This window comes from Coleofasciculus sp. H7-2 (assembly GCF_042747725.1).
Taxonomy (GTDB): domain Bacteria; phylum Cyanobacteriota; class Cyanobacteriia; order Cyanobacteriales; family FACHB-T130; genus FACHB-T130.
Map to the genome: position 1 here is coordinate 1 of NZ_JBHZGO010000116.1, position 12,624 is coordinate 12,624.

The window sequence follows — 12,624 nt, forward strand, 5'->3', positions numbered from 1 at the left end:
CTTTTTTAAGGCTGAGTGTAGTTTCTTTAGTTGCTCTGCATTGAGATGATTCTTCGCTGGCATTTCTGCACTCATTTGACTTAATTAAGCTTTCCATTATACCCTATTTAAATGCATAACAGCTTAGCTCAAGTCCACTCAAGTGGACTAAATGTTTCTTGCTAGTCCTCTTAAGAGGACTTCTGCTATTAGCCGGGGAATTGATTCCCCGGCTTAAGTTCACGGCTAATAGCTCAAGTCCATTCAAGTGGACTAAATGTTTCTTGCTAGTCCTCTTGAGAGGACTTCTGCTATTAGCCGGGAATTGATTCCCCGGCTTAAGTTCACTAAATGTTTCTTGCTAGTCCTCTTAAGAGGACTTCTGCTATTAGCCGGGAAATTGATTCCCCGGCAGGTGATAAGCGAAGAAACTAAACAAAATTAAGCTTGCTTCACACAACGAGTATCTTTCCCCCCCTGCTTACACGCCTCAAACATGACTTTTTTAGCTAATATTGCATCCTTCATCTGGAGTGCTTTTTCCTCTACATTTTTTGGCACCATCGCCCCAAATTTACCAAGATACAGAATCTCAGGATTTTCCAACCCAATTGTATAAATCTCACCTTTGAGATTACCCTTCACAGCGAGATCGGCTAAGTATGCGATCGCTAAGTCAATTCGCTTCACCGCACTGGTTAATACCGCCTTTGGCGCAACATCTAGCTGATCTGTTGTATTGCCGAAAGCAAAAACTCCCTTCTCAGCGGCGGTTTGCAGCACCGCAGGAGCAGCATTATCCAGCCACTGATAAACCACATCTACGCCAGAAGAAATCAACGCTTGCGTCGCTTCCTTTGCCTTAGCCGCATCATTCCAATCACCTGTGTAACTTGCAGCTATTTTAATATCCGGCTTAACAGACTTTGCGCCTAACTCTAATCCACGCAATTCTTCATCAGTTGCTTGAAAAGATTGAGCCGCTAGATAAGCCATTTTATTTGATTTTGTCATCAAAGCACCAATGATGCCGCACAGATAACTGGTTTGCAAATGATCGATTCGCAAAGACGCCATATTGTCACCTTTCACCGTACCATTGACGCCGACAAAAAACGTCTTGGGAAATTGCGCTGCCACCTGCCCAATTGCTGCATCAAATTGTCCCCCGTGAGCATACACTAAGTTGTAGCCACGACGCGCAAAGTCGGACAAAGCTTCTGCCTGATCCGCTTGTTCCACCTTCTCAACCTGAGCAATTTCGACTCCCAGCTTTTCCTTAGCAATTGTCACGCCTTCATAGCCAGCCTGGTTCCAAGCTTTATCTGTAATAATCCCTGGCAAAACGATGGCAACTTTGAAATCCTTACCCGTTTTGGCAGAAGTATCCCCGCTAGCTGCTGTTTGTGTTGGGGTAGGGTTGTCATTGCAAGCCTTCAGCAACAGGCTTGTACCCAAGGCAGCTGAACCGTACAAGAGAAATTTGCGCCGACTATAGTTTTCCGCCATGCGATCGCCCTCAGATAGATAGTATTAATGTAGTTACTTATTTTGAGCGATTCGAGTATAGCGTTGCTACGCTGACGCCAGTCTATTTTTCCGACTGTTGACTGAAAACAAAGTAACATCAGACTGAATAAACTGAAGAAGCAGACAAAATTTGTCAGCAGATTCTAATAGTTAGTCTGTATAGGGTGAGATGGAATACATCAAAAAGAACAAGGAACTGTTGCGAGTGATTCTCGCCGTGTGTATCATCGGCGTCGGCATAGCGCACTTTGCCATCCCAACGCCATTTGTCAAACTCGTGCCTTTGCAACTTCCCTATCCTCTGGAACTGGTTTATATTAGCGGCTTTTTTGAAATTCTGGGTGGGATTGGATTATTAGTTCCCCCGGTGAGTCATGCGGCTGCTTGGGGACTGCTTACTCTTTTCATCTTTGTTTTCCCTGCCAACATCAACATGGCAGTGAATAACATCAACCTCGATCCTATACCAAATTCACCTTGGTTCCAAGCGGTAAGACTTCCCTTCCAAGCAGTCTTAATTGCTTGGGCTTGGTGGTATACAAGACCAAGCAAAATACCTGGCGATTGAAATCGCGGCTACACAAACAAAGCCTGCCTCCGCAGGCTGAATTGAGTCCGCGCTTTTCTGACTTGGAATGCAATAGCCACAGACTGGAAGTCTGTGGGTAATTTGCTTTGGGATGCTTCCTTAGGTTTTTCCAGATGAAAATGACCGCTAAAATGATAAAAATACAAACAAGTTTGATATGAATACATCAAAAACAGTGCAACAATTACACGCAGAATTGATAACACCAGAAAATTTTCGGCGTTATGGTCAAGTAATCTCTGCAAGTATTGACGGCAAACTTTATGATTCTGAAGAAGCGCAGTTAAACCTACAAAATGGAATTCCCCGATTTTACATTATGCGGCTGCATCACAAAGGTCGCAAGTTTCACAAAATCACGCGCCACGTCCAATGCACTCAATGTTTAGGTTCTTTAGAAGGAAAAGACTGGTTAATTGCGGTTGCGCCTCCGAATAATAGCGATCAACCAAAATTAGAAGACATTACAGCTTTCCGCATTCCAGGGAATTGCTTTATCAAGTTAGAAGTAGGCACTTGGCACGCTGGGCCATATTTTGAGCATGAATTTATAGATTTCTACAATCTTGAACTCAGCAATACAAATGTAGCCGATCATTTCACTCACAACTTTTTAGAAAGTCATAAGCTAGAGTTTGAGATTGTCTAGGCAAACCAGCGACTACCCAGGCAATTAACCTGAATAGTCGTTTGCCTCAATCCCCGATAGTCAATGCCATTCGGAGTAGATGGATGAGATGAATGGAGGATAGTTTTTATGCGCCTAGATCAGGCTTCCATCGATTTCGGATAGCCTCAACCAGTAGCCCTTCGGGGTTCCGCACTAGCATTCCTCGCTGACGATATGCCTTCAGCACTGCGATCGCATTCCAAACCACTTCAACCCTGGAACTTATAATGAAATCCTCTAGCCAAGGACTAAGTTCTATTCCGACAGCTTCCACCGCCTGCAAAATTTGGTCAGCGTTAGCATTTGCAGGAGATTGTTGACTTTTCGGATGATTTTGAGCAATCTCAGCAAATTTCATCAGATAATCCAGGCGTTCTACGCCATACGTATCAGCAAATTCTTTCGCTACACGCAGCGTTTCCAGAGTTTCACGATTTGAGGTCATAATGGTCATGTAATGAATTACTGCTTCCCGGCTCCCCTCTATGGTTGGAGTCGGGAGTTTTTCTTTGCCCAAAACAGCATTGGCTCCATGACTGCAACCCTAGAAGTGAATCAGTTCGTATTTTTACTGTATCCCTTACCCAGTAAAGTGTCTAGCAGCTCTAATAAGTTGTACGATGCGTACTTAGCTATGTGTCCAGATGCGTATTGATTATGTTGTGTGATGCGTAATTAGCTATGTATACAGATGCGTATTGATTATGTTGTATGATGCGTACTATTAATGTCGTCAGATGCGTACAAAGGAAACTTAATAGTTTAAAAAAGCCTTTTTAAGGGATTCCAGTATAAAGGAATCCCTTGCAAGCTGCTGAGTGCTAAAGGATCTGGCGCAAGTCAAAAAAAAGGATACAAAACTTTACAAAAACAGCCAATCATCTCAGTCTACTGGTGAGTTATCAGATAGCTATGTCACAAAAGCCCCGTCGCCAGAAGCATCCCAAGTCTCCCAAAAATTGGAGACCTCCCCCAGACGACAAAGGAACAATTCTTGTTCGTAGAGAGTTGGATGAATATGGCTTGAATATCTATGAGTTTCGGGTACTAGCTCACGTAGCACGTAGGGAGTCCAAGGCAGAAGGTTGTTATGCCAGTCAAGCACAGATGGCAGAAGTTTGTGGGATAAGCCAGCGCACAGTTTTGCAAGCCCTGAAAACTCTTTGTCAGGCAGGAATTCTGCGGAAGGAAAAAAACGAAAAGGGGCGTACTAATGTCTACAGATTGAACGAAGGCAGCAAATGGAAACACCCAAGCGAACTGGAGAAGATTCGCAAAGCAGAAGAATTGCAAGAGGACGAATTGTTGAATCTTATATAAAAACAGAGAATGGCACTGAGAATAAGAGCTACACGCAAAGAATTTGAGGCGGCGTGTGCTAATGGTTGCGTCTACGGTGAAATTAGAGGTAAGCGCGGTCTTTATGTTTACGCCGAGTTGGGAGCCGAACAAGAGTATATCTCGTCACCGAATGACGATCCGATGACGGAATACAGAATTTTCACAGGCTGTGATGTCTACTTTGCCCAAACCAGAGAGCAACTCGCTAATGGAGAGTTTGAAGCGGAAGACTTGCCTAATGTAACTGCGATCATTTATTGCTAATGGAGGCTCTAGCGCTATTATCTACTGGGGGTCTACGCAGTTTCTTGCGGCGAGGTTCGATGCGATCGCTATTTTCATACAGATAGTCTTCTAAGTTTTCCAGGCTGACCTGTACAGTTTCTCCACCTTTTAAATACACAGTCGGCATAGCATGACTCCTATCGGTTCCGAATCAATTTTATTCATTTTTAGGTAAAGGTTGCCCGAAACCAGTGTGTTATCCCCTACGCTTTGCAACCCAACCCCCAACCAGCAAGGCACTATAAAAGCGTTCCACCATCCCAAAACCAGCGTCTTCAAGCAGCGCCACGATTCGCTCTTCCGGCACCAAATGGATATTTTTGGGAATATTTTCCAGTCTCTGCTGTACCTGCTCTGGAGGAACACCTTTTTGGAGAACGTAATTCTTTAAGGTTTCAAGCATTCGTTCAACTTGAGCCGAATTCGATTCCCCGTATGAATCCACCAGCAGAAAAGTAGCACCTGGCTTGAGCCGTTGAGCGATACTGCGAAGCATCGCCAGCTTGGTTCCGTCATCTGGAAAAAAATGCATGACTAGAATCAACGTGGCGGCGTCATACAAAATATTTTCAGGTAAGTCAGACACAATGCCTTGATGCAGGCTGACGCGCTTCTGGAGTCCGGCTTTCTGAATGCGATCGCTAGCAATGCTCATCATATCCGCAGACGGGTCTACGCCCAACAACTTCCATGAAGAATTTGCTTTTCCCAGAGTCTCAAGTTCTTTACCCGAACCAGCACCAGCAATTAAAAGTGAGGACTCTTCCGGGAGGCGCACTCGCAGAATCGCCTGTAACAGATCGTGCATCAGCTCATATCCAGGCACCCAGAAAGGAATGTATTTATCATAATTTTCGGCGCGTTCTCCCTCAAAAATAAACACTTGCTGATTTGTCATGCCTGCAAATTTATAAACAACTGATAATTGCTAATTGGGGTCAATTGGTAACAGTTAGTAAGTGGTAGATGCATTTTCCCCATTTCCCATTTTACTCCCATTACCTATTAGCATTTAGCCGCCGACTTCTTCAATCAATTTTTTCAGATAAGCGGCTGCTTCTTTGGGTGCTAGCATAACCACCTCATTTTTGCGAAGAATTTCATACTGGTTACTTCGATAACCGTGACCCAAAATCAGCCCTAAACTGACTGCTCTATTGCCAAGTTCATTTAACTCGTTGTAGCTCATCGCTTCAACTTCCATATTCAGCTGTTTAATGATTTCCTCATCCATGTCCTCATGTCTCCGGATTACTATATTTATTTTACATCTTAGATTTTTTACGCACAGCTAATCCCAATTCAAAGTGCTGATGCTACACATCTGGTCTTCCTTTATCCTCTTGGAGGGTTAGGAGGAGCTTGATGTAGCACATCAAAATGGAAATGGTATAACTAAATCGCTGACGCGAGCGATCGCATCTGGGTGAAGCTAGTATTTTACAGCCCCCTTACCCACCCACTCATTCTAGCTTTTGTTTAGTTCCACCTTTTTCGCATCTTTCTGAAGAAATACTTTTTTGCATGACATCTTAAGCTTCTTTTTAGAAAAATCTAACGTTTTTTTAATAAAATTGTTATCAATTCTCAGCTAAAAATCATTTGTTACCCAATTTTTACTGTGAAAATTAGCTTAGTCTTTAAGTGTCAGCTCCCATATCTGTGTCAGTGAGGTAGATTATGGAGAATGAACCAGTACAAAGCCCCTCCAATTCAAAAATAAAACGGATTCTTGGTTTTTTTCTAATTGCTGCTCTTATCGCTGCCCTCATCTTTGCAGCAAAATATTTCAATGTCCAGGAACTGTTGAAGAACGCCTTGGCGTGGATTGACAGTCTGGGATTTTGGGCACCCGTGACTTTTATTGTCATCTACATCCTAGCCACCGTACTCTTCATCCCTGGCTCCATCCTCACCTTGGGTGCGGGTGTGGTTTTTGGCGTGATTTTAGGTTCATTTTACGTCTTCATCGGAGCCACTTTAGGAGCCACTGCTGCGTTCCTAGTGGGACGCTATTTGGCTCGCGGCTGGGTTTCCAAGCAAATAGAAAACAATCCCAAATTTAAAGCCATCGACCAAGCCGTTGCCAAAGAAGGACTCAAAATTGTTCTCTTGACTCGACTTTCACCTGTGTTTCCCTTCAACCTTTTAAACTATTCTTTTGGAATCACACAAGTTTCTCTGAAAGATTATTTTTTAGCCTCTATCGGCATGATTCCAGGAACGGTCATGTACGTTTACATCGGTTCCTTAGCTGGTAGTATTGCCACAATTGGAGCAGCAAATCAGCCCAAAAATTCCGAAACTGAAATAGCCCAATGGGTAATTCGTGTAGTCGGATTTATTGCCACCGTTGCCGTGACGATTTATGTTACGCGCATCGCTCGAAAAGCATTAGAAGAAAGCGTTAATCAGGAGGAATCGTAATGCCACAGCCAGGAGTTGATCGGGTGACTGTGTCGCCAATGGATGTCTATAACCAAACTTTGGTTGCTCACGTACATCCACCCGATTGGGTTAATCCTGAACCTGCGCCGAATTACAATTTGGTTGTAATTGGCGCGGGTACTGCGGGACTGGTGACAGCCGCAGGTGCAGCCGGTTTAGGCGCTAAAGTAGCGTTAATTGAAAAGCATTTGATGGGTGGAGATTGTCTTAATGTGGGTTGCGTTCCCTCGAAATGCATGATTCGCTCTTCTCGTGTTGTTGCAGATATTCGGGATGCAGCGCGATTTGGTGTTCGCGTTCCTGAAGGTACAGAAGTTGATTTTCCTGCCGTAATGGAGCGGATGCGGCGAATTCGTGCCGGGATTAGTCATCACGATTCTGCTGAAAGATTTCAAAATTTGGGCATCGATGTATTTTTGGGAGAGGCTCGGTTTTCTAGTTCTGACACTATCGAAGTTGGGGGCAAAAAATTACGTTTTAAAAAAGCAGTCATCGCTACGGGTGCGCGAGCTGTGAATCCCGGAATTGAAGGGTTACAAGAGGCAGGTTATCTCACCAATGAAACAGTATTTTCTCTTACGGAACGACCAAAACGACTGGCAGTAATTGGTGGTGGCCCTATCGGTTGCGAATTGGCGCAGACATTTCAGTTGCTCGGTTCAGAAGTGGTGTTGCTGCATAAAAATGCTCATATTCTTGACAAAGAGGATGCTGACGCAGCTGAAATTGTGCAGAAAGCTTTTATTCGGGAAGGCATTAAGTTAGTATTGCAATCCAAAATTAAACGGGTTGAGCGAACCAGTGAAGGTAAAGTTATTTATTACGAATCCAATGGAAAAGAAAATTCAGTAACAGTCGATGAAATTTTAGCTGGAGCCGGACGCGCTCCTAACGTTGAAGGCTTAAATCTTGAGGCGGTTGGCGTGCAGTACGATCCCAAAAAAGGGGTGATTGTCAACGATCATCTGCAAACAACAAACCCCCGGATTTATGCCGCTGGTGATATCTGTATGGAATGGAAATTCACCCATGCTGCTGACGCTGCTGCCCGGATTGTGATTCAAAATAGTTTGTTTTTTGGACGGAAAAAACTCACTTCGCTCTTCATGCCTTGGGGTACTTACACCAATCCAGAAATTGCCCATGTGGGGATGTACGAGAAAGACGCTCTAAGTAGAGGAATTGAGTTGGATACTTATTTTATTCCCTTTAGTGAAGTGGATCGAGCAGTTGCTGACGGCGAAGAAGAAGGATTTGCAAAAATTCACGTCAAGAAAGGCACCGATAAAATTTTAGGTGCAACGATTGTGGCGAGACACGCAGGTGACATGATTAGCGAAGTCACCTTGGCGATGGTAGGAAATGTTGGCTTGAAAACTCTAGCCACGGTTATTCACCCCTATCCCACGCAAGCTGAAGCGATTCGCAAAGCAGCAGATGCTTATAACCGCACTCGTTTAACGCCATTTGTGAAGAAGTTATTTTCTAATTGGTTGGCTTGGACGAGATAGCTGTTAATTTCACGTTCAAGTGCAAATTTCCAATATAGGAGTCGATTTAGGTTTCGACAGCAAACGCTTCTGGATCAACGTCCCAGTTTACCCAGCGAATCGCCTCTCTGGCAGAGGTGAGGGTGGGTGGAACGCGCAGCACGTGAAGGTGTCCGGTGCTGGGACAGGTCATTTTCAGCAGATGGATGGGTTCGACATCAATATCTGCATCAATTTTGAGCAGGGTGTATTCGCGCCAGGTATCGATAGCTTGCGTTGCCAACTTGTGACAAATGCGATCGCAACCAATCTGCTGAATCAACACTCGCCGGACTTCCGCATTGGATTCTGTCAACAGCCATTCGGCTTGCCACTGGTTCAGGTGCGTCCAATAGCGCCGAGGAAGGTCAGCATTAAAAGCAGAAACCCTCAGTTCTAGATTGGAATGATTAGCTAATACCGATAAATCTTGAATAGAATTGCCGTTTAGAAAGAGATATTCCAAAGAATGCAGTTGTCCGATTTCTGGAGGCACAGATGCGAGCTGGTTGCCCCTCAAATCGAGATGAGTCAAAGAATGCAGTTGCCCGATTTCTGCTGGTAGGGATGCAAGCTGGTTGCCATCCAGAGCGAGCAATTTCAAAGAATGCAGTTGCCCAATCTCTGTTGGCAGGGATGCAAGCTGGTTGCCATCCAGAGCGAGAAATTGCAAAGAATGCAGTTGCCCAATTTCTGGCGGTAGCGATGCAATACGGTTGTTACCTACATAGAGATTTGTTAAGGAATGCAGGTGCCCGATTTCTGGTGGCAGCGATGTGAGACAGTTGCCGCTTAGATAAAGACTGCCTAAGGAATACAGTTGCCCGATTTCTGGCGGCAAGGATGTGAGCTGGTTGTCGTGCAGAGCGAGAGATTTCAAAGAATGCAGTTGCCCGATTTCTGGCGGCAGCGATGCAAGACTGTTGTTGTTTAGATAGAGATATTCCAAAGAATGCAGTTGTCCGATTTCTGGCGGCAGCGATGGGAGCTGGTTGTCGTGCAGAGCGAGAGATTTCAAAGAATGCAGTTGCTCGATTTCTGGCGGCAGCGATGCAAGACTGTTGTTGTTTAGATAGAGATATTCCAAAGAATGCAGTTGTCCGATTTCTGGCGGCAGCGATGGGAGCTGGTTGTACCTCAGATCGAGTTTTGTCAAGGAATGCAGTTGCCCTATCTCTGATGGCAGAGATGGGAGCTGTTTGTATCTCACACAGAGTTCTGTTTCATCTAGGGAATTTAGAATTTTCTGTCGAACTTCTTCCATCAGCGACATCGTTTCATCCTTTACCTAAGCAAGTTGGGTAGGCTCAATTGGGTCGCCTACCGCTGAAGCTGGGCGAATACTTCAGCATTTCGTGTCTCTATACACCTATCCCCGGCTCAATTCCAGCTAAGTCTCCACGGCAAACGCTTCCCAGAAAAACCTAATTGCTACTTGCCGGTGTCTCACCCGCAATTCGCTTCGCTTCTTCCAAGAGATAATCAAAAAATGTGCGAGCGACAACGGAGAGTTGTTTGCCAGCCGGATAAGCGATATACCAATGACGGCTGATGGGAAAACCCTCCACATCAAGGATAGTGAGTTCGCTGCTGACACCATCCAACCCTAGCGTGTGGCGAGATAAGACAGAGATCCCTAAGCCACCTGCGATCGCTTGCTTGATCGCTTCATTACTCCCCAACTCCAACCTGACTTTCACAGAAACCTCATGCCGCTCGAATAATTGTTGCACCGATGAGCGCGTTCCCGACCCAGCCTCGCGCATAATAAACGGCTCACCCGCAAGACGAGAGAGTGGGATATTTTTTTGCTGAGCCAGTGGATGATTGACAGGTGCCAACACCACCAAGGGGTTTTCTAGAAACGGGTGGCAGCAGACATCCAGATGATCCGGTATTTGGCTAAGAATATACAAATCGTCCAGATTCTCGCTCATGCGGCTCAAGATCCGTTCGTGATTCGTCACCTGGAGGGCGATATCAATTCCCGGATAACGCTGGCAAAATGGCCCTAATAAACGCGGGACAAAATACTTAGTGGTAGTAATCACACTCAGCCGCAACCGTCCCTGTTTCAGCCCTTTCATTTCAGCCAGAGTCATCTCAAATTGGGCTAATCGATCGAAGATTTCCCGGCACGTTACCATCAGTTCGCGTCCGGCATCTGTAAGATAAAGGCGCTTGCCCACTTGCTCAAACAGCGGCGAACCGACTGCTTTGGTGAGTTGCTTCACCTGTATGGAGACGGTAGGCTGGGTAAGAAACAGTTCTTCTGCCGCACGGGTAAAGCTCCCGTGGCGAGCAACCACCTCAAAAACCTTCAACTGGTGCAGCGTTGCCTGCTTCAAACGCTCTTCTCCTGCCAGTTATAGATAAAACTCTATTGTAACTATCGCAAACAATACCTTTTATCCATGAAGATTCAAGGTTATGATTGAATCACTGAACAAAGTAACAGTCTTCCTTCCTAAAGGCGTTGTACATTTACTTGATGCTTGGTTAGGGAAGTTATCATTCATTTTCATCCTGTGGTTTTACAGGCTGATTTCCCTCTAACATCACAGTCATAAATGTGCAACGCTTTCCTTATGAAAGTAATTCTTAGCCTCAGTTCTACATTCACAATTTAAGATTTAAATTATTCTGTAACCTGAATCGGTAACTCAGCTAAATCTGGCAATTCTACCAGCTGTTTTTCCTGTTCCTTGATGGAGACTGGCAACTTCAGGGGTTGGGGTTTCTCCTCTATCCAACAAGCCGCAGCAGGCAGGCATTGCTCCAGATCGTCCAACGGTCGAGGAATTACCATTAAAGAATTAAATTCACCAATCCTCTCGGCTTCTTGCATACCCGCTTCGACAGCCACTGCGACATCTGCCACGGAACCCCGAATAATCGCGGTACATAAACCACCGCCAATCGTTTCGTAGGAAGACAGATACACTTCTGCTGCCTTGAGCATGGCGTCACAGGCTCCAACCATAGCCGGAAATCCCCGCGTTTCCAATAGACCAACAGCTTGATTGCTTAGACGGCTGTAACCGTTGCTATCGATAAGTTGGGATAAGTGTTTGCCAAGCGGAAAAATCACTTCCAAATTTGGCAGGGGGCGAGGAATCACCGAGGAGGAAATATACTGACCAAACTGTTCGGCAGTCTGGGCACCCGCTTCGACGGCTAAACGGACATCGGCAATGCCACCTCGGACAATAGCGGTACAGTAACCACTACCAATTTTCTCAAACCCAATGAGCGTTACCCCAGCGGACTTCAGCATCATATCGGCACAGCCGACGATGGCGGGGAAACTCTGAGTCGAAACCATACCCAAAGCAGTGTCTTTAAAGCTTTTGGATTGACTTTGCCTCTCAAATCGAGCCAATCCTGGCTGTTGTACCTCCACCTATGACCTCCGAGAGAAACTACTGTTGCGCCTAACTTTAGTATGCCCACAGTCACAGATTAGTTGATAATTGTTAGTGCTGATAACTGCCAAAAGTCAAAACTATGAACTTTGAGTGTCTTTGGGGGGGTGGTTGGCGGATTTATAGTGAGGAAACAAAGTCGTCAGCAGCCGATTGAGGTTTGCTTGTCCATAGACTGGAGTACCAGCAGCTGGAGATGGCGGCGTTAGCTCCTTAGGGGTGTCTTCGCTGCTTGATGTGGAGAGAGTAGAAGCGATCGCTTGCCCATTTTGAGTTTCCTCGCCAGTCGATGCTGCGGGGAAGTCCTCTTGGTTCGCTGGCGGATCTGAGACAGCCTCACTGGAAGCGGCAGTTGGTGTGTCCGCAGTTGGGGTGTCGGCAATTTGACGAGTGTTATCTCCTAACAGAGAACCCGGTGGCACGATTTGCCAAGACTCCACGTTACTGTTCAAAATCGTCGTCGTGGCACCGATGCAGGCATTAGCACCAATCTTGCCTTTGCCGACGACGAGGACGCCAGCTCCCAATATTGCCCCTGTTTCCACTTCTATGGTGCCTTGGTGGGCATGAAGAATGGTTCCCATGCCGATGCAGACACCCGCAGCAATGATAATTTTACTGTCTGGAGCTGCTTGCAGGATCGCTCCCGGAGCGATCGCAGCACTGTCATCAATGCTTACATCCCCTTTCACATAAACTTGAGAGTTGCTAAGTGGCGGCAGTAGCGGCAAGTGCATGGGGCTAGAAAGTAAGGAGTGGCGAAATAACTTTTGGCTGAAGGAGCAAGAATTTAATTTTTCTTGATCCTTCATCCTTGCGGAAGGATCA

16 protein-coding genes are annotated in these 12,624 nt (G+C 45.6%); 7 read left to right on the top strand and 9 right to left on the bottom strand.

The window, feature by feature from the left end; genetic code table 11:
• Positions 1–420: 420 nt before the first annotated feature.
• Positions 421–1,488 (bottom strand): BMP family protein, encoded by a 1,068-nt coding sequence (locus tag ACFW2W_RS27490; RefSeq protein WP_378185308.1) that lies wholly within the window; start codon positions 1,486–1,488, stop codon positions 421–423.
• A 190-nt stretch (positions 1,489–1,678) separates the two neighbouring features.
• On the opposite strand from ACFW2W_RS27490, the gene ACFW2W_RS27495 reads away from it, so the two are divergent.
• Positions 1,679–2,077: a DoxX family protein gene (locus tag ACFW2W_RS27495; protein WP_378185309.1), complete on the top strand. Its 399-nt coding sequence runs from the start codon at positions 1,679–1,681 to the stop codon at positions 2,075–2,077.
• 178 nt (positions 2,078–2,255) lie between these two features.
• On the top strand, positions 2,256–2,747 hold the full coding sequence (locus ACFW2W_RS27500) for an ureidoglycolate lyase (protein ID WP_378185311.1): 492 nt from the start codon (positions 2,256–2,258) through the stop codon (positions 2,745–2,747).
• 106 nt (positions 2,748–2,853) lie between these two features.
• Here the strand turns inward: ACFW2W_RS27500 and ACFW2W_RS27505 are convergent, their stop codons facing one another.
• Positions 2,854–3,213 (bottom strand): hypothetical protein, encoded by a 360-nt coding sequence (locus ACFW2W_RS27505; protein WP_378185313.1) that lies wholly within the window; start codon positions 3,211–3,213, stop codon positions 2,854–2,856.
• Positions 3,214–3,225: 12 nt separating this feature from the next.
• Between ACFW2W_RS27505 and ACFW2W_RS27510 the strand changes: the two genes are divergently transcribed.
• The 3 genes from ACFW2W_RS27510 to ACFW2W_RS27520 all read left to right on the top strand — a co-directional run bounded on the left by ACFW2W_RS27510 (position 3,226) and on the right by ACFW2W_RS27520 (position 4,373).
• Complete coding sequence (locus ACFW2W_RS27510; RefSeq protein WP_378185315.1) at positions 3,226–3,423, top strand: hypothetical protein; 198 nt, start codon at positions 3,226–3,228, stop codon at positions 3,421–3,423.
• A gap of 257 nt (positions 3,424–3,680) precedes the next feature.
• On the top strand, positions 3,681–4,088 hold the full coding sequence (locus ACFW2W_RS27515; RefSeq protein WP_378185317.1) for a helix-turn-helix domain-containing protein: 408 nt from the start codon (positions 3,681–3,683) through the stop codon (positions 4,086–4,088).
• Between the two features lie 9 nt (positions 4,089–4,097).
• Positions 4,098–4,373: a hypothetical protein gene (locus ACFW2W_RS27520; RefSeq protein WP_378185319.1), complete on the top strand. Its 276-nt coding sequence runs from the start codon at positions 4,098–4,100 to the stop codon at positions 4,371–4,373.
• On the opposite strand, the gene ACFW2W_RS27525 is transcribed toward ACFW2W_RS27520, so the two are convergent.
• The 3 genes from ACFW2W_RS27525 to ACFW2W_RS27535 all read right to left on the bottom strand — a co-directional run bounded on the left by ACFW2W_RS27525 (position 4,360) and on the right by ACFW2W_RS27535 (position 5,628).
• Complete coding sequence (locus tag ACFW2W_RS27525) at positions 4,360–4,521, bottom strand: hypothetical protein (RefSeq protein WP_378185321.1); 162 nt, start codon at positions 4,519–4,521, stop codon at positions 4,360–4,362. The genes ACFW2W_RS27520 and ACFW2W_RS27525 overlap by 14 nt on opposite strands.
• A gap of 69 nt (positions 4,522–4,590) precedes the next feature.
• The gene (locus ACFW2W_RS27530; protein ID WP_378185323.1) at positions 4,591–5,292 is read right to left on the bottom strand and encodes a class I SAM-dependent methyltransferase; all 702 of its coding nucleotides are present in this window, start codon (positions 5,290–5,292) and stop codon (positions 4,591–4,593) included.
• 114 nt (positions 5,293–5,406) lie between these two features.
• On the bottom strand, positions 5,407–5,628 hold the full coding sequence (locus ACFW2W_RS27535) for a hypothetical protein (protein WP_378185325.1): 222 nt from the start codon (positions 5,626–5,628) through the stop codon (positions 5,407–5,409).
• Positions 5,629–6,074: 446 nt separating this feature from the next.
• On the opposite strand from ACFW2W_RS27535, the gene ACFW2W_RS27540 reads away from it, so the two are divergent.
• Both ACFW2W_RS27540 and ACFW2W_RS27545 read left to right on the top strand, forming a co-directional pair.
• Positions 6,075–6,821: a TVP38/TMEM64 family protein gene (locus tag ACFW2W_RS27540; RefSeq protein WP_378185327.1), complete on the top strand. Its 747-nt coding sequence runs from the start codon at positions 6,075–6,077 to the stop codon at positions 6,819–6,821.
• On the top strand, positions 6,821–8,353 hold the full coding sequence (locus ACFW2W_RS27545) for a mercuric reductase (protein ID WP_378185329.1): 1,533 nt from the start codon (positions 6,821–6,823) through the stop codon (positions 8,351–8,353). Before ACFW2W_RS27540 ends, ACFW2W_RS27545 begins: the two co-directional genes overlap by 1 nt.
• Positions 8,354–8,399: 46 nt before the next feature.
• Here the strand turns inward: ACFW2W_RS27545 and ACFW2W_RS27550 are convergent, their stop codons facing one another.
• The 4 genes from ACFW2W_RS27550 to ACFW2W_RS27565 form a co-directional block, all read right to left on the bottom strand.
• Positions 8,400–9,644 carry a leucine-rich repeat domain-containing protein gene (locus ACFW2W_RS27550; protein ID WP_378185331.1) on the bottom strand — a complete coding sequence of 415 codons (1,245 nt, stop codon included), beginning with the start codon at positions 9,642–9,644 and terminating at the stop codon, positions 8,400–8,402.
• Between the two features lie 151 nt (positions 9,645–9,795).
• Entirely contained in the window at positions 9,796–10,719 is a 924-nt protein-coding gene (locus ACFW2W_RS27555; RefSeq protein WP_378185333.1) for a LysR substrate-binding domain-containing protein, read from the bottom strand.
• A 290-nt stretch (positions 10,720–11,009) separates the two neighbouring features.
• Positions 11,010–11,774, bottom strand: coding sequence for a BMC domain-containing protein (locus ACFW2W_RS27560; RefSeq protein WP_378185335.1), 765 nt, complete (start codon positions 11,772–11,774; stop codon positions 11,010–11,012).
• 102 nt (positions 11,775–11,876) lie between these two features.
• Positions 11,877–12,608, bottom strand: a complete 732-nt coding sequence (locus ACFW2W_RS27565; protein ID WP_378185337.1) for a hypothetical protein — start codon at positions 12,606–12,608, stop codon at positions 11,877–11,879.
• Between the last annotated feature and the right edge of the window lie 16 nt (positions 12,609–12,624).

What these genes read in the sequence shown, in the direction of transcription:
- ACFW2W_RS27550 (WP_378185331.1), bottom strand. Translation starts at nt 9,644, where the DNA reads ATGTCGCTGATGGAAGAAGTTCGACAGAAAATTCTAAATTCCCTAGAT.
- ACFW2W_RS27535 (WP_378185325.1), bottom strand. Translation starts at nt 5,628, where the DNA reads ATGGATGAGGAAATCATTAAACAGCTGAATATGGAAGTTGAAGCGATG.
- ACFW2W_RS27510 (WP_378185315.1), top strand. Translation starts at nt 3,226, where the DNA reads ATGAATTACTGCTTCCCGGCTCCCCTCTATGGTTGGAGTCGGGAGTTT.
- ACFW2W_RS27530 (WP_378185323.1), bottom strand. Translation starts at nt 5,292, where the DNA reads ATGACAAATCAGCAAGTGTTTATTTTTGAGGGAGAACGCGCCGAAAAT.
- ACFW2W_RS27525 (WP_378185321.1), bottom strand. Translation starts at nt 4,521, where the DNA reads ATGCCGACTGTGTATTTAAAAGGTGGAGAAACTGTACAGGTCAGCCTG.
- ACFW2W_RS27565 (WP_378185337.1), bottom strand. Translation starts at nt 12,608, where the DNA reads ATGAAGGATCAAGAAAAATTAAATTCTTGCTCCTTCAGCCAAAAGTTA.
- ACFW2W_RS27520 (WP_378185319.1), top strand. Translation starts at nt 4,098, where the DNA reads ATGGCACTGAGAATAAGAGCTACACGCAAAGAATTTGAGGCGGCGTGT.
- ACFW2W_RS27515 (WP_378185317.1), top strand. Translation starts at nt 3,681, where the DNA reads ATGTCACAAAAGCCCCGTCGCCAGAAGCATCCCAAGTCTCCCAAAAAT.
- ACFW2W_RS27545 (WP_378185329.1), top strand. Translation starts at nt 6,821, where the DNA reads ATGCCACAGCCAGGAGTTGATCGGGTGACTGTGTCGCCAATGGATGTC.
- ACFW2W_RS27500 (WP_378185311.1), top strand. Translation starts at nt 2,256, where the DNA reads ATGAATACATCAAAAACAGTGCAACAATTACACGCAGAATTGATAACA.
- ACFW2W_RS27505 (WP_378185313.1), bottom strand. Translation starts at nt 3,213, where the DNA reads ATGACCTCAAATCGTGAAACTCTGGAAACGCTGCGTGTAGCGAAAGAA.
- ACFW2W_RS27490 (WP_378185308.1), bottom strand. Translation starts at nt 1,488, where the DNA reads ATGGCGGAAAACTATAGTCGGCGCAAATTTCTCTTGTACGGTTCAGCT.
- ACFW2W_RS27495 (WP_378185309.1), top strand. Translation starts at nt 1,679, where the DNA reads ATGGAATACATCAAAAAGAACAAGGAACTGTTGCGAGTGATTCTCGCC.
- ACFW2W_RS27540 (WP_378185327.1), top strand. Translation starts at nt 6,075, where the DNA reads ATGGAGAATGAACCAGTACAAAGCCCCTCCAATTCAAAAATAAAACGG.